The sequence below is a fragment of the Streptomyces sp. NPDC055506 genome (assembly GCF_053643595.1).
On record NZ_JBSHKH010000003.1, the window covers coordinates 67,524 to 83,503 of the forward strand.

General features: G+C 70.8%; 12 protein-coding genes. 9 read left to right on the top strand and 3 right to left on the bottom strand.

The annotated features are described in order from the left end of the window. Nucleotides 1-59 precede the first annotated feature (59 nt). A complete protein-coding gene (locus tag ACWIF2_RS01950) occupies nucleotides 60-1,412 on the top strand; it encodes an ABC transporter substrate-binding protein (protein ID WP_454358062.1) in 1,353 nt (450 codons plus the stop codon). 245 nt (nucleotides 1,413-1,657) lie between these two features. Here ACWIF2_RS01950 and ACWIF2_RS01955 read toward each other — a convergent pair whose 3' ends face one another. Then, the gene (locus ACWIF2_RS01955) at nucleotides 1,658-3,148 is read right to left on the bottom strand and encodes a sensor histidine kinase (protein WP_454358063.1); all 1,491 of its coding nucleotides are present in this window, start codon (nucleotides 3,146-3,148) and stop codon (nucleotides 1,658-1,660) included. Between the two features lie 144 nt (nucleotides 3,149-3,292). Further along, nucleotides 3,293-6,010, bottom strand: a complete 2,718-nt coding sequence (gene acnA / locus ACWIF2_RS01960; protein WP_454358064.1) for an aconitate hydratase AcnA — start codon at nucleotides 6,008-6,010, stop codon at nucleotides 3,293-3,295. Between the two features lie 276 nt (nucleotides 6,011-6,286). Between acnA and ACWIF2_RS01965 the strand changes: the two genes are divergently transcribed. Together ACWIF2_RS01965 and ACWIF2_RS01970 are read left to right on the top strand one after the other, a co-directional pair. Beyond that, a complete protein-coding gene (locus ACWIF2_RS01965) occupies nucleotides 6,287-6,487 on the top strand; it encodes a DUF4236 domain-containing protein (protein WP_033308449.1) in 201 nt (66 codons plus the stop codon). 84 nt (nucleotides 6,488-6,571) lie between these two features. After that, nucleotides 6,572-8,101, top strand: a complete 1,530-nt coding sequence (locus tag ACWIF2_RS01970) for a helix-turn-helix domain-containing protein (RefSeq protein WP_454358065.1) — start codon at nucleotides 6,572-6,574, stop codon at nucleotides 8,099-8,101. 14 nt (nucleotides 8,102-8,115) lie between these two features. Here ACWIF2_RS01970 and ACWIF2_RS01975 read toward each other — a convergent pair whose 3' ends face one another. Further along, complete coding sequence (locus ACWIF2_RS01975; protein WP_454358066.1) at nucleotides 8,116-8,742, bottom strand: hypothetical protein; 627 nt, start codon at nucleotides 8,740-8,742, stop codon at nucleotides 8,116-8,118. A 231-nt stretch (nucleotides 8,743-8,973) separates the two neighbouring features. Here ACWIF2_RS01975 and ACWIF2_RS01980 point away from each other — a divergent pair, with 231 nt between their 5' ends. The 6 genes from ACWIF2_RS01980 (at nucleotide 8,974) to ACWIF2_RS02005 (ending at nucleotide 15,948) form a co-directional block, all read left to right on the top strand. Further along, nucleotides 8,974-10,488, top strand: coding sequence for a serine/threonine-protein kinase (locus ACWIF2_RS01980; RefSeq protein WP_454358067.1), 1,515 nt, complete (start codon nucleotides 8,974-8,976; stop codon nucleotides 10,486-10,488). 97 nt (nucleotides 10,489-10,585) lie between these two features. After that, nucleotides 10,586-12,052, top strand: a complete 1,467-nt coding sequence (locus tag ACWIF2_RS01985; RefSeq protein WP_454358068.1) for a Y4yA family PLP-dependent enzyme — start codon at nucleotides 10,586-10,588, stop codon at nucleotides 12,050-12,052. Further along, entirely contained in the window at nucleotides 12,049-13,368 is a 1,320-nt protein-coding gene (locus ACWIF2_RS01990) for a pyridoxal-phosphate dependent enzyme (protein ID WP_454358069.1), read from the top strand. The genes ACWIF2_RS01985 and ACWIF2_RS01990 overlap by 4 nt, the downstream gene beginning before the upstream one ends. A gap of 5 nt (nucleotides 13,369-13,373) precedes the next feature. Beyond that, nucleotides 13,374-14,570 (top strand): aminotransferase class V-fold PLP-dependent enzyme, encoded by a 1,197-nt coding sequence (locus tag ACWIF2_RS01995; protein WP_454358070.1) that lies wholly within the window; start codon nucleotides 13,374-13,376, stop codon nucleotides 14,568-14,570. 92 nt (nucleotides 14,571-14,662) lie between these two features. Further along, on the top strand, nucleotides 14,663-15,427 hold the full coding sequence (locus tag ACWIF2_RS02000) for a class I SAM-dependent methyltransferase (protein ID WP_454358071.1): 765 nt from the start codon (nucleotides 14,663-14,665) through the stop codon (nucleotides 15,425-15,427). 221 nt (nucleotides 15,428-15,648) lie between these two features. Further along, a complete protein-coding gene (locus ACWIF2_RS02005) occupies nucleotides 15,649-15,948 on the top strand; it encodes a hypothetical protein (RefSeq protein ID WP_454358072.1) in 300 nt (99 codons plus the stop codon). The last annotated feature ends 32 nt before the right edge of the window (nucleotides 15,949-15,980 follow it).

Genomic DNA, 15,980 nt, shown 5'->3' on the forward strand with positions numbered 1-15,980 from the left:
TATCCCTTTTATCTCGATATGCCTAATAAATGGCAAAGGTGGGTAGGCGCGGGATTGTCATGAAACGCAGCCGCTTCGTCCAGACGGCCATGGCGGCCACGGCCGTCATGGGCCTCGTTCTCGCCGGATGCGGTGACACGGACCAGCCCGGCGGCGAGCAGGCCGACCTCAAGGTGCTCGCGATGGACGCACCCCAGGTGCAGACCCTCAAGAAGCTCACCAAGGAGCACTTCACCGAGGAGACCGGCCTCACGGTCGACTACACCCTGCTGCCGGAGAACGAGGCGCGGGAGCGGATGAACCGCGAGTTCGCGACGCAGGCCGGCAACTACGACGTGGCGAGCCTCAGCGCCTACGAGGTGCCGATCTACGCGAACAACGGCTGGCTCGCCCCGCTGGACTCCTATGTGAAGGCGGACGAGGACTTCGACCAGGACGACGTCTTCCCCAACCTGGTGGAGTCGCTGACCGGGCGGGACGGCAGGGTCTACGCCGAGCCCTTCTACGGCGAGGGCTCCTTCCTGATGTACCGCAAGGACCTCTTCCGCAAGGACGGTCTGGTCATGCCGCCGAACCCGACCTGGGAGCAGGTCGCCGGCCTCGCCGCCCGGGTCGACGGCACCGACGGCGCCAGCGGCATCTGTCTGCGCGGACTGCCCGGCTGGGGCCAGAACCTCGCCCCGATCAACACGGTCGTCAACACCTTCGGCGGCGCCTGGTACGACATGGACTGGAACGCCCGCCTGAACTCGCCCGAGTTCAAGAAGGCCGTCGGGTTCTACGTCGACCTGCTCCGCTCCCACGGCCAGCCCGGCGCCGACCGGATGGGCGTGCTGGAGATCCTGGACCGCTTCGTCGAGGGCAAGTGCGCCATGATGTACGACGCCACGTCGCTGGCCTCGTCGATCGAGGCCGACGGCTCCTCGGTCAAGGGCAAGGTGGGCTACGTCCCGGCCCCGCACGACAGGACCGACAAGGCCGGCTGGCTGTGGACCTGGGCATGGGGCGTCCAGAAGGCCTCCGACGACAAGGACGCCGCCTGGAAGTTCATCTCCTGGGCCTCCTCCAAGGAGTACCAGGAGCAGGTCGGCCAGGAGATGGGCTGGACCTCGGCACCCGCCGGGAACCGCAAGTCGCTCTACTCCAATCCCGAGTACCAGCAGGCGGCCGGCGCCTGGTACCGGCAGGAGTACACGGCGGCGACGGATTCCGCCGACCCGAAGAACCCCGGCGTCGACCCCCGCCCGTACACCGGCATCGGCTTCCTGGGCATTCCCGAGTTCGCCGTGCTCGGCACGGCGGTCTCCCAGCAGATCGCCTCGGCCATCGCCGGGCAGCAGTCGGTGGACACGGCACTGGACAAGGCACAGGACCTCGCCCAGGCCGCGGCGGCGAAGTACCGGGGTGAGTGAGCCGGCGGTCAGCGCCGCTCGGAGAGCTCCGGCACTACGACCGGCAAGGCCTGTTCCGCCTCCACCTCCCGGGCGGAAGGCAACGCCACCGTAACTCGGCGTCCCCCGACGCACAGCACACCACCGTCAGCACCGCTCGGAAAGCTCCGACACCTCGACCGGCAAACACGGCTCCCCCTCCACCTCCCGGGCGGGAGACGACCCCACCGTGACTCAGCGTCCCCCGACACACAGCACACCATCCGTCAGCGCCGCTCGGAAAGCTCCGACACCTCGACCGGCGAACACGGCTCCGCCTCCGGCGCAGGCGGCAACTCCATGGTGAACTCGGTGTACCCCGGCGCGCTGCGCACCGCGGCGTGTCCGCCGTGTGCCGACGCGATCGCCTCGACGACGGCCAGGCCGAGGCCGGACCCGGAGTCGCCCGGGCCGCGGCGCGAGCGGGAGGCGTCGGCGCGGGTGAAGCGGTCGAAGACCGAGGCGAGGAGGTGCGGCGGGATGCCGGGGCCGTCGTCCCGGACGCGGATGACGCGGCGCTCGGCGGTGGCCTCCACCGCGGCCACGACCGTGGTGCCGGGCGGGGTGTGCGCACGGGCGTTGGCGAGGAGGTTCGTCACGGCTCTGGCCAGCCCCATCTCGTCGCCGAGGACCAGTGCCGGCGCGTCGAGACGCAGCGCCAGTCGCCAGGTGCGGTCCGGGTCCGCCGCCCGTGCCTTGCGGACGGCCTCGGCGACCAGGGCCACCAGGTCCGCCTCGGCGGACCGCAGGGGGCGGCCCTCGTCGAGCCGGGCCAGCAGCAGGAGGTCCTCGACGATGCCGGTCATGCGCGCCGACTCGGCGGAGACCCGGCGCCAGGCCAGCATCGGCTCGACCGGTGCGGTGCCGCGGTTCATAAGCTCGGCGTATCCGGCGATCGACGCGAGCGGGGTGCGGAGTTCATGGCCGGCGTCGGCGAGGAAGCGGCGCATGCGTTCCTCGCCGCGGCGGCGGGCCGCACGGTCGCTCTCGACCTGGTCGATCATGCGGTTGAGCGCGGCGCCGACCTGCCCGGCCTCGCTGCCGGGGTCGGTGTCCGCCTCGGCCACCCGGGGCAGGCCGGTGAGCGGGACGTGGCCGAGCGGTGCCCGGGCGAGATCGGCGGCGGTGGCGGCGACCCGGCCGAGGGGCCGCAGCTGACGCCGTACGGCCACGGCACAGACGCAGCCCGCGACGGTGAGTCCGGCGGCCCCGACGACCGCCTCGACCACGACCAGGCGGTTCAGCATGTCCCGTACGTCGTCCATGGGGAGCCCGGCGAGGATCCGGACCCCGCTCGCGTCCAGCCCCGTGACCCGGTAGGTGCCGAGGCCGGGGACGGTCCGGGTGTGGGGCGTGCCGTCGGGGGCGATGCCGCGCAGGGCGGCGCGCTGGCCGGCGGTGAGGGGCCGGGGCGTGCTGTCCGGGCCGGTGACCGCCGCGGCGGTGACCACGCCGTGCGTGTCGAGACGGGCCGCGAGGAGTCCGTCGGGGTGGGCGTTCCCGTCGAGGAACGTGAGGTCCCGGTCGTCGCCCGGCCGGGCCGAGGCACCGGCCAGGCCGTGTTCGGCGGCGTCCATGACCCGGCCGTCGAGATGGTCCAGCAGCAGGGCTCGCTGGGCGAGGACGGCGGCTAGCGCCATCGCGGCGCAGACGGCGACCAGGGCGGCGCCGATGCGGAGGAGGAGCCGGGTGCGCAGGGACCCGGGGGTGCCAGACATGTCCCGATCCTGAACCGGTCCGCTGAGGGAAGCCTGTGTTCCGGCTGAGCACCGGCGATGTCCCCGTACGAACGGCGCGGGCCGCGCCCCCGGTCACCCGGGAACGCGGCCCTCGAACTGCCTCCGACTGCCTTGCCGGCCCGCTTACTTGCGGATCAGGCTGCGCAGCACGTACTGCATGATGCCGCCGTTGCGGTAGTAGTCCGCCTCGCCGGGGGTGTCGATGCGGACGACCGCGTCGAACTCGACGCCGGTGTCGGTGGTGACCTTCACCGTGCGCGGGGTGGTGCCGTTGTTGAGCTCCTCGACACCGGTGAAGGAGAAGGTCTCCTCGCCGGTCAGACCGAGGGACTGGGCCGAGGCGCCCTCGGGGAACTGGAGCGGCAGGACGCCCATGCCGATGAGGTTCGAGCGGTGGATGCGCTCGTACGACTCGGTGATGACGGCCTTGACGCCGAGGAGCGCGGTGCCCTTGGCGGCCCAGTCGCGGGACGAGCCGGAGCCGTACTCCTTGCCGCCCAGGATGACCAGCGGGATGCCCTGGTCGATGTAGTTGCGCGAGGCGTCGTAGATGAACGACACCGGACCGCCGTCCTGGGTGAAGTCGCGGGTGTAGCCGCCCTCGGTGCCCGGCGCGAGCTGGTTGCGCAGGCGGATGTTGGCGAACGTGCCGCGGATCATGACCTCGTGGTTGCCTCGGCGGGAGCCGTAGGAGTTGAAGTCACGACGCTCCACACCGTGCTCGGTGAGGTACTTGCCGGCCGGGGTGTCGGCCTTGATGGCACCGGCGGGCGAGATGTGGTCCGTCGTCACCGAGTCGCCCAGCTTGGCGAGCACACGGGCGCCGGAGATGTCGGAGACCGGGGTGGTCTCCATCGTCATGCCCTCGAAGTAAGGGGGCTTGCGGACGTAGGTCGACTCGGCGTCCCACTCGAAGGTGTTGCCGGTCGGGATCGGCAGCGCCTGCCACTGGGCGTCGCCCGCGAAGACGTCCGAGTAGGACTTGGAGAACATGTCCTCGCCGATGGCGTTGGCGACGACGTCGTTCACCTCGGCCTCGGAGGGCCAGATGTCCGCGAGGAAGACCGGCTTGCCGTCCTGGTCGGTGCCCAGGGCGTCCCGGGTGATGTCGACCTTCATGGAGCCGGCGAGCGCGTAGGCCACGACCAGCGGCGGGGACGCCAGGTAGTTCATCTTGACGTCGGGGTTGATACGGCCCTCGAAGTTCCGGTTGCCGGAGAGGACCGAGGTGACCGCGAGGTCGTGGTCGTTGACGGCCTTGGAGACCTCGTCCGGCAGCGGGCCGGAGTTGCCGATGCAGGTGGTGCAGCCGTAGCCGACGAGGTTGAAGCCGACCTTGTCGAGGTACGGGGTCAGGCCCGACTTCTCGAAGTAGTCGGTGACGACCTTGGAGCCCGGGGCGAGCGTGGTCTTGACCCACGGCTTGCGGGTCAGGCCCTTCTCCACCGCCTTCTTGGCCACCAGGGCGGCGGCGACCATGACGTACGGGTTGGAGGTGTTGGTGCAGGAGGTGATGGCCGCGACCGTCACCGCACCGTGGTCGATCTCGTACGACGTGCCGTCGGGGGCGGTCACGGTGACCGGGTTGGACGGGGCGCCGTTCGGGGCGACGGCCGGGGCGTCGGAGGCCGGGAAGGACTCCTTGCCCGACTCGTCGACGGTGTCGACGTAGTTGAGGACGTCCGTCTTGAACTGTTCGGCGGCGTTGGCCAGGACGATACGGTCCTGCGGGCGCTTCGGGCCGGCGATGGACGGGACGACCGTGGAGAGGTCGAGCTCGAGCTTCTCGGAGAAGTCGGGCTCGGCGGCCGGGTCGAGCCAGAGGCCCTGCTCCTTGGCGTAGGCCTCGACGAGCGCCAGCTGCTGCTCGCTGCGGCCGGTCAGCTTCAGGTAGTTGATCGTCTCGGCGTCGATCGGGAAGATCGCGGCGGTCGAGCCGAACTCCGGCGACATGTTGCCGATGGTGGCGCGGTTGGCGAGCGACGTGGCGGCCACGCCCTCGCCGTAGAACTCGACGAACTTGCCGACGACGCCGTGCTTGCGCAGCATCTCGGTGATCGTGAGGACCAGGTCGGTGGCGGTGGTGCCCGGCTTCAGCTCACCGGTCAGCTTGAAGCCGACGACGCGCGGGATGAGCATGGAGACCGGCTGGCCGAGCATGGCGGCCTCGGCCTCGATGCCGCCGACGCCCCAGCCGAGGACACCCAGACCGTTGACCATGGTGGTGTGCGAGTCGGTGCCGACGAGGGTGTCGGGGTACGCCTGACCGTTACGGACCATGACCGTGCGGGCCAGGTGCTCGATGTTCACCTGGTGGACGATGCCGGTGCCGGGCGGGACGACCTTGAAGTCGTCGAAGGCGGTCTGGCCCCAGCGCAGGAACTGGTAGCGCTCCTTGTTGCGGCCGTACTCCAGCTCGACGTTCTGCTTGAAGGCGTCGTTGGTGCCGAACTTGTCGGCGATGACGGAGTGGTCGATGACCAGCTCGGCCGGGGAGAGCGGGTTGACCTTCGCGGGGTCGCCGCCGAGCTCCTTAACGGCCTCACGCATGGTCGCGAGGTCCACGACACAGGGCACGCCGGTGAAGTCCTGCATGATCACGCGGGCCGGCGTGAACTGGATCTCCTGGGAGGGCTGGGCCTGCGAGTCCCAGCCGCCAAGGGCGCGGATGTGGTCGGCGGTGATGTTCGCGCCGTCCTCGGTGCGGAGGAGGTTCTCCAGCAGCACCTTCAGGCTGTAGGGGAGGCGCTCGGCGCCCTCGACCTTGTCCAGCCGGAAGATCTCGTACGACTCGTCGCCCACCTGCAGCGTGCTGCGGGCGTCGAAGCTGTTCGCCGACACGACAGTCTCCTTCATTGATGTGCGCGTACCACCACGATCCTGCCGCCACGGCTACTTGGCCGATCCGCTAAGGTAAGGCTAAGTTAGGTAGCCCTTACCACCGGACCGGTGGCGCCGCGCGGCTGCGGTGCACCTCGGCAGATATCTCGATGTCGAGATAACTCTAATACACGAGGGCCGGATGGTCATGCCCCGGCACCCGTCATGCGGTCATACGCATCCCTTCCCGGGGTATCCGAACGAGGTATCCACGCCACGAACGGAAGGAAGACAGGCATGCCGCTCACGTTCCGCAAGAGTTTCCGGATCCTTCCGGGGGTGCGACTGAACATCAACAAGCGCTCCTGGTCCATCACCACCGGCGGCGGAAAGAACGGCCCGCGCTACACCCGCAGCAGCACCGGACGGCGTACGACCTCGATGGACCTGCCCGGGCCTTTCGGGTGGCGGCGCACCACGAAGGCACGGCGGCACTGACGCCACCGGGCGGGATTGACACCCCATCACCCGAATGGACCCCCCACTCGGGCACCATCTCATATCTGAGATAACCTCAACCTCATGGCAGACGACTACCTCGTACGCATCGGCAAGCTCATCCGTGACGCCCGGCAGCATCGGGGCTGGACGCAGTCGCAGCTGGCCGAGGCGCTCGGAACCAGCCAGAGCGCCGTCAACCGGATCGAGCGCGGCAACCAGAACATCAGCCTTGAGATGATCGCGCGCATCGGGGAGGCCCTCGACAGCGAGATCGTGTCGCTCGGCTACGCCGGTCCGATGCATCTGCGGGTGGTCGGCGGGCGCCGGCTCTCCGGGGCCATCGACGTGAAGACGAGCAAGAACGCGTGCGTGGCGCTGCTGTGCGCCTCACTGCTCAACCAGGGGCGCACAGTGCTGCGCCGCGTCGCCCGCATCGAGGAGGTCTACCGCCTCCTCGAGGTACTGGGCTCCATCGGCGTCCGCACCCGGTGGATCAACGACGGCGTCGACCTGGAGATCGTGCCGCCGGCCGAGCTGGACCTGGCGGCCATCGACGCGGACGCGGCCCGCCGCACCCGCTCGATCATCATGTTCCTCGGCCCGCTGCTGCACCGCATGGACCACTTCAAGCTGCCGTACGCCGGCGGCTGCGACCTCGGCACGCGCACGGTCGAACCGCACATGATCGCGCTGCGCCGGTTCGGTCTCGAGATCGCCGCGACCGAGGGCCAGTACCACGGCGTGGTGGACCGATCGGTCCGCCCCGAACGTCCGATCGTGCTGACCGAGCGGGGTGACACGGTCACCGAGAACGCGCTGCTCGCCGCCGCCCGGCACGACGGCACCACCGTCATCCGCAACGCCTCGTCCAACTACATGGTCCAGGACCTGTGCTTCTTCCTGGAGGCCCTCGGCGTCAAGGTCGACGGCATCGGCACGACCACGCTCACCGTGCACGGCGTGCCCGCCATCGACGTCGACGTGGACTACTCCCCCTCCGAGGACCCGGTCGAGGCGATGAGCCTGGTCGCCGCGGCCGTCGTCACCGAGTCGCAGCTGACGGTGCGCCGGGTGCCGATCGAGTTCCTGGAGATCGAGCTGGCCGTGCTCGAGGAGATGGGCCTCGACCACGACCGCACGCCGGAGTACTTCGCCGACAACGGCCGCACCCGGCTGGTGGACCTCACGGTCCGGCCCTCCAAGCTGGAGGCGCCGATCGACAAGATCCACCCCATGCCGTTCCCCGGCCTGAACATCGACAACGTCCCGTTCTTCGCGGCCATCGCGGCGGTCGCCCAGGGCAAGACCCTCATCCACGACTGGGTCTACGACAACCGCGCCATCTACCTGACCGACCTCAACCGCCTCGGCGGCCGGCTCCAGCTCCTGGACCCCCACCGCGTCCTGGTCGAGGGCCCGACCCGCTGGCGCGCCGCCGAGATGATGTGCCCGCCCGCCCTGCGCCCCGCGGTGGTCGTCCTTCTGGCGATGATGGCCGCCGAGGGCACGTCGGTGCTGCGCAACGTGTATGTCATCAACCGGGGTTACGAGGACCTGGCGGAGCGACTGAACTCGATCGGGGCGCAGATCGAGACGTTCCGGGACATCTGAGCTCGCCGGGGCGGTCAGTACAGCTTGTTGACGGCCGTGACGGTGGTCGCCTTGAAGTCGGCCACCTGGGCGTGCTGGAAGTTGCCCATCTGGCCCCACAGGACGACCGTCACGGTCCGGCCGTCGCGGCCGACCGAGAACAGGCCGATGTCGGAGGAGCCCCATGCCGAGGCGGTGTGGAGGCCGTAGACGTGGGCGCCCTCCTCGACGTTCAGCCGGCCGTAGGACTTCTGCGTCGCCGTCAGGTCGGGGTCCTGCTCCATCAGCTTCTCCGCACAGCCGGTGATGTCCTCGCGCAGCAGCGCCGCGAAATCCTTGGCGCGCTGTTCCGTGCGCTCCACGACCGTGATCTGCTGTGCGCTGGTGTCGAACTCGGTCCAGTAGGAGCGGTGGCTGGCGATGGACGGCAGGGCCTCGCCCACGCAGACCGGCAGCGGGTCCGGCTGACCGGCCGTGACGGGTCCGGCGTACCAGGGCGAGGTCGGGTGCGGCGGCAGTTCGGCCGGCTCCAGGAACCGGGGTGTGGCGGCAGCCGGTGCGGCGGCGGCCGGTACGGCGACTGCGGCGACACCGGCCACGGCCGCCAGCGCGGCCACGGTGGTACGGACGCCTCGGGCGCGGATCCGCACGGTCTTCCCCATGTTTCCCCCATGATTTTCTTGATTGTTCTCGTCGAACGCGCGGCTTCAGCCCTCGCACCCCCTACGACCCGTAACCGCCCGCATACGTTGCCCTGCCCGCCCGCTACGGATCCGTCCCGAATGTCACCGGCGCGCTACAGGGGATCGACGTCGGGGGCGGGGACGTGGCCGACTACGAGGGGGCCGTGATCCCCCTCACCACCGGCCCGGGTCGACCCAGGGTCGGCAGTTATGGTGACCAGGGCGCATCAAGGTGCCCAACACGGACAATGTGGCGGAGGACACACGGTGTCGGACCAGGGGCGACTCGTCGCCGGGCGCTATCGGCTCGCCGAGCGGATCGGCCGGGGCGGCATGGGCACGGTGTGGCTGGCCGACGACGAGGCGCTGGGGCGCCGGGTCGCGCTGAAGCGGCTGCACGAGCAGCCGCACCTGTCGGCCGACGAGCTCGGCACACGCGACGAGCGCATGCGCCGTGAGGCGCGCAGCGCCGCGCGTATCGTCCACCCCAATGTGATCGTCGTGCACGACGTCGTGGAGGACGAGGGGCGGCCCTGCGTCGTCATGGAGTACGTCCCCGGCCACACGCTCGCCGACCTCCTCCGGGACGGCGGCACCCTCCCGCCCCACGAGGCGGCCCGGATCGGCGTGGCCATGGTGTCCGCCCTGCGAGCCGCGCACGAGGCCGGGGTCCTGCACCGCGACGTCAAGCCCGGCAACGTGCTGCTGGGCGCGGGCGACCGGGTCGTGCTCACCGACTTCGGCATCGCCACCACAGCCGGGTCGCCCACCCTGACCAGGACCGGCGAGATGGTCGGATCCATCGACTACATGGCCCCGGAACGCGTCAGAGGCCTCACCCCGGGCCCCGCCTCGGACCTGTGGGCCCTGGGCGCGACGCTGTACCAGTCGATGGAGGGCCACACCCCCTTCCGCCGCCCCACGGCAATGGAGACGGCCTACGCCATCGCCACGGACCCCGCGCCCCCACCGACCCAGGCCGGCCCCCTGGCCCCCCTCATCGAGTCCCTCCTGGCCAGGGACCCGGACACCCGCCCATCCGCAGAGGAGACAGAACACTCCCTACGGACAGCAGTGGACGCCCTCAAGGGGCGCGGGGAACTGCGCGATCAACCACGAACAACCCGCACCCGCCGTGGCCGCCGCATCGCCACCGCCGCGGCGGCACTCACCGCAGCCCTCGCCGTGACCGCCACCCTGTACACCACATATCCACCGCAATCCGACAGACCACGCAAAACCACAAGCCGCCCCACCGCCACACCCAGCCCCAGCCCCGTACCCAAGGGCTACCACCTCGTCCACGAGAAGAAGCTCGGCGTCTCCTTCCCCATCCCGGACGACTGGACCGCCCGCACCCGCACCGCGGAACAGGTCACCTACGCCGACCCCACCGGCCTCGCCGGCATCACCATCGGCACAGTCACCCCGGCAGGACCGAACCCGGCCGGCCACTTCGCCGACATCGAGGCGAACACCAAGGTCAACTACCCCTCGTACCGCCGGCTGCGCATGGAGCGGACGACCTTCCGCGAACAGCCCGCCGCCATATGGGAGTTCACCTTCCAGGGCCGGGCCCGCCCGTTCCGTGCCATCGACCTCGGCTACGGCCGTGAGGGCGAACGCGAGTACGACATCTACCTCTCGGCGCCCGAGGAGGACTGGGACACCAACCGCCCCGTCTTCGACCATGTCAGGGACGGCTTCAGGTCTTTCAGGGCGTAAAGCGACCGAAGAATGGATATGGGCTATACGGCGAAACGCGGGGAGTGTCCGACGTGCCCGGATGCCGCGCGCAGCGGCTTCAGGGGAGGGAGCGCGCATGGACGGCCGGCCCTTATACCTCGAACCGCGGCTGGAGCCACGGCTGAGGTCGCTCGTGGCGGCGACCGGAACATTGCACTCGCTCATGGACGCGCTCGGCTCACCCCTGCACGTGGTGGTGCCGGACCAGATCGCCGAGAATCTGGAGCGCTTCCGGTCGGTGTACCGGGCGCACCATCTGTCGGGCCAGGTCTTCTACGCCCACAAGGCCAGCCGGTCGAGCGCGCTGCTGCGCCGCCTGGCCGCCACGGACGCGGGCGTGGACGTCGCGTCGCTGGGCGAGTTGCAGCACGCTCTCGGTGCCGGTTTCACCGCCGACCGGATCACGGCCACCGGGCCGAAGAACCCCGAGTTCCTGTGGCTCGCGGCCCGTACGGGCGTGACCGTCAGCGTGGACGGGACCGCCGAGCTGGATCAACTGGCCGCCCTGGTGCGCAAGCACGCGCTCGCCCCGGTGCGGGTACTGCTGCGGCTGTCGGGGTTCGAGACGGCGGGGGTGAGAGTGCTGAGCCGGCGCAGCCGGTTCGGCACGCCCGTACGGGAGTTGGAGCCGCTGCTGGAGGCGGTCGAGCGGCACGGTGACGCGGTGGAGCTCACGGGCGCGGCCTTCCATCTGGACACCACCAGCGTGGCGGAGAAGGCGACCGCCCTCGAAGGGTGCCTGGCCGCTCTGGAGGCGTGCCGGAGCCGGGGGCTCAGGCCCCGGGCCGTGGACGTCGGCGGCGGGTTCGGGGTCGATTACCTCGCCGAGCGGGAGCAGTGGGAGGCGTACACGACCGCGCTCACGGCCGCCGTCCTGGGCCGCCGTCCGCCCTTGACGTGGGGCGGGCACGGCTACGGGCTGCGGAACGAGTCCGGCACCCTGCGCGGCACGCTCGGCCTCTACCCCGCCCACCGGCCCGTCGCCGGCGCGGCCTATCTGGACGAGCTGCTGGGCCGGCCCGCAGCCTCCCTGGGCGGCCGTCCGCTGGCCGGACTGCTGCTGGAGCACCTGTACGACCTGCACACCGAGCCGGGCCGGGCGCTGCTGGACCAGTGCGGGCTGTCGCTGGCGAAGGTGCTGGAGGTGCGCGAGCAGGAGGCCGGCGGGGAGCTGCTCGTGCGGCTGGCCGCGAAGGCGGACGACATCGCCCTGGAGGACCACGGAGTGCTGATGGACCCGGTCGTCGTCCCCGGAAGGGGGGCGGGGCCGGGCGAGGGGCCCGTCGCCGTCCACCTCTTCGGCAGCCTGTGCCTGGAGACCGACCTGATCACCCGGCGCACTGTGTTCCTGCCCCGCCGTCCGGTTCCCGGCGATCTGCTGGCGTTCGCCAACACCGCCGGGTACGCCATGGACTTCCACGCCACCCGCGCCCAGCACCAGCCCGCCGCCCGCAAGGTCGCCGCCTGGCAGGACGGCGACGGGTGGCGCTGGTGCCTCGACGACCAGTTCTGGCCGATCACGCCCTCGGGGGGAGCTCAGTGAGGTACGACAGCATCACGGAGGCGATAGGCAACACCCCGCTGGTGCGGCTGGACCCGGCCGTGCACGGACTGCGGAACATCGACCTGTTCGCCAAGCTGGAGATGCTCAACCCCTGGGGCTCGGTCAAGGACCGGGCGGCCTGGAGCATGGCCCGACCGCTGCTCCCCGAGGCCGTCGAACACGGCAGCCAGATCGTGGAGTTGTCCAGCGGCAACACGGCGAAGGCGCTGGCGGTCGTCGCGGGCATGCACGGACTGGGCTTCAAGAGCGTCACCAACCGGATGCGGGTGCCGGAGATCAAGGACCTCCTGCTGCTGCTCGGCGCGGAGATCGAGGAGCTGCCGGGGCAGAGCGAGTGTCTGGACCCGACCGCGACGGACGATCCGCTGACCCTCTTCCACCGGACGCTGTCCGCCTCCGGCAGCGCCAGTCTGCACACCGACCAGTACTTCAACCCGCGCAACACCGAGGCCCATCTGACCGGGACCGGCCCGGAGATCGTCAAGGACCTGGACGGCCGGGTGCCGGACTGGTTCGTCGCGTGTGTGGGCACGGCCGGTTCCTCCACGGGCGTGGCCCGCGCGCTGCGGGAGGAGGACCCCTCGGTGCGGGTGGTCGGGCTGGTCGCGGCCAAGTCGGACTTCATCCCCGGGATCCGCACGATCGACGAGGTGCAGGAGGTCGGCCTGTTCGACCCGGAGACCTACGACACGATGGAGTCGGTGAGCGCCGACGAGGCCATCGAGGGGATGCTGACCCTGAACCGCCGCTGCGGCATCCTGGGCGGCCCCACCGCAGGGGCGGCCTACTTCGGCGCGGTCCGCCATCTACGCGCCCTGGACGAGGAGTCGAGCGAGCGCCGGACGGCCGTGTTCATCGTCTGCGACCGGGTCGAGAGCTATCTGAGCTACGTCCGTCTGCGGCGGCCCGACCTGCTGGGCCGGCCGGCCCGGAAGAACTCCCCGGCCGACCTGACCGAGGCCGAGGTGCGCGGAGCGCCGTCGGTCACCGTGGCCGAAGCCCAGCGCTGGATCGACACCGACCGGCCGCTCGTGGTCGACCTGCGCAGTTCGTTCGCGTACGCGGCGCTGCACATCGACGGGTCGGTGAACATCGTCGACGAGCTGTTCGCCGAACTCCTGCGGGGCGGCCTGCCGTTCAGCCGGAGCCGGCCGGTGCTGCTGGCGTGTCCGGTGGGCGAGCAGTCCGCGCGGTACGCGGCGCTGCTGACCCGGATGGGACATGCCGACGTGCGCAGCCTGACCGGCGGCATCATCGCCTGGCGGGACGCGGGCGCGCCCCTGGTGCGGGACTGACGGCCATGACCGCACCGATCACCCGCGAGGACACGGTCCCGTGGCAGCAGGCGCTGCGCGCCCAGTTCCCCATCGTCACCGGGCACCCGGAGCTGGCGTATCTGGACAGCGCGGCCACGGCACAGAAGCCGCAGGCCGTCCTGGACGCCGTGCAGACGTATCTCACCACCAGCAACGCCAACTCCGCGCGCGGCACCTACACCTGGGCCAACCGGACCACGGAGCTGGTGGAGCGGACCCGCGAGCGCGTCGCCCGGTTCCTCGGGGACGACCGGCCGGAGCGGTCCGCCGTCCACTTCACCGGCGGCACGACCGAGGGGCTGCGGACGATCGCCCGCGACTGGCTGCCGGGCTTGCTGCGCGACGGCGACGAGATCGTCGTACCCGACGCCGACCACCAGGCCAACATCGCCCCCTGGCTGGAGGCCCAGCGGCTGCTCGCGAAGGAGGGTTTGCACGTCCGGGTGCTGCCGATGCCGTACCAGAGCGGTTCCGGGGACTACGACCACACCGCGCTGGCCGAACGGGCCGGGCCCCGCACCCGGTTCGTCGCCACGACCCATGTGCACCACGTGTACGGCGGCGACATGAATGTGCACCGGATCCGCGAGGCGGTCGGACCGGACGCGGTCATCTGTCTGGACGCGGCCCAGAGCGTCGGGCATCTGCCGGTGTCCGTGGGCGACTTGGATGTCGACTTCGTGGTCTTCTCCGGGCACAAGGCGCTGGCCCTGCCGGGTTCCGGGGCGGTCTGGGCCCGGCAGGCGCGCGGTCCGGCGTTCACGCCCGGCGGGTGGAGCGGCACCCCGAACACCGTGGGCATCGCCTCGCTCGAAGCGGCCCTGGACTGGCTGGACACCGCCGGTGTCGAGCGCATCGAGCGGTGGACGGTCGCCCTGGCGGCCCGGCTCACCGACGGGCTGCGCCGGCTGGACGCCTACGAGATCCTCGGCTGCCCGCTCAGCCTGGCGGCGGACTCGACCGTGCAGCGCCGCCAGAGCATCGTGACCCTGCGGCATCGCGCCATCGACTCGGGCGACCTGGGCTTCATCCTCTTCAGTCACGGTTTCATGGTTCGCTCCGACCATCACTGCCAGGGCGACGCGGGCGAGAAGACCGGTTCGGTGCGGGTGAGTCTGCATGTGTACAACACCGTGGAGGAGGTCGACCGGCTGCTGACCGTCCTTGCTTCACTCCAGTGACTCCGCCGACTATGCGTAATGGGAACCGTTTCCACCTGTAGGCTCGGGCCCCGGCAGGAGTCAGGTGCGAGACGGCAAGGTGGCGCGACCGGATGGGGCTGAGTCTGGCGACGGCGGAGCGGTGGGTGGAGCGCTGGGAGCTCCAGCAGCAGCGGTACGCCGTCGACCGCGAGGAGCGGTTCACGGTGATCGCCGATGTCGTCGAGCACGTCACGGCGGGGCACGGGAACCGGCCGCTCGTCGTCGATCTGGGCTGCGGGCCCGGCTCCCTGGCGGCCCGGCTGGTCCGGCGGCTGCCGGACGCGGAGATCGTGGCCGTGGACCGCGACCCCGTCCTGCTGGAGCTGGGCCGGACCCACCATCCGGACGCGGCCCGCTATGTCGACGCGGAGATCGGCGCCCCCGGCTGGACCGGGACGATGGGCCTGGACCGGCCCCTGGACGCGGCCGTCTCGACGACGGCCCTGCACTACCTCGACCGCGACACCCTGCTGCGCACCTATCGGCAGCTCGCCTCACTGCTGCGGCCCGGGGGTGTCCTCGTCAACGGCGACCATCTCCCCCAGGGCGCCGACGGCCCGGCCGGGATCGCCGCCCATGTCGGGCGGTGCCGGGCCGACCGGCAGCGGGTGTTCACCCATGAGGACTGGGGCTCCTGGTGGGCCGCACTCTCCCGCGACCCCGAGCTGACCGACCTCCTCGCGGAGCGCCGCCGCCGGGAGGAGCCTCTCGACAGCGGCCGCCCGGCCGAACTCCCCCTCTCCACGCATCTGGAGCTGCTGCGGCAGGCGGGGTTCGGCACAGCGGGGCCGGTCTGGCAGTACGGCGAGAGCTGCGTGGTCGTCGCGGTCCGCTAGGGTCCTTCTGATGGATCTCCGTGGGAGAAGGAGCGGCGTTCGAGCGTGCGTGCCGGGCGTCGCGACGCCGCGGAGATCCATCAGAAGGGCCCGCTCCCCGCATGGCCCCTTCGCGCACCCTCAGATGGCGGGTAGCGGCGAGTGCTCGGACAATACACGCAGATATCGCCATATATTCCTGCCGCCGTACCGCAGCGCGCCCACACCTGAGGAGCCACCCCATGACCACCGCCGAGCACCTCACGCACGAGGACCACCCGCACGCCCACGGCGACGACTGCGGGCACGTCGCCTTCACCCACGGCGACCACACCGACTACGCCCATGACGGCCACATCCACCGGATGCACCAGGGCCACGTCGACGAGTGCGTGAACGCCGGCCACACGGTGCACCTCGACCACGACCACCAGCACGGCGACGACTGCGGCCATCTGGCCGTGCGGCACGGCGACCACACCGACTACGTGCACGACGGCCACCGCCACGCCGGCCACGAAGGACACTGGGACGATCACTGAACCGCGTCACTGAACCGCGAACGAATCCCGCG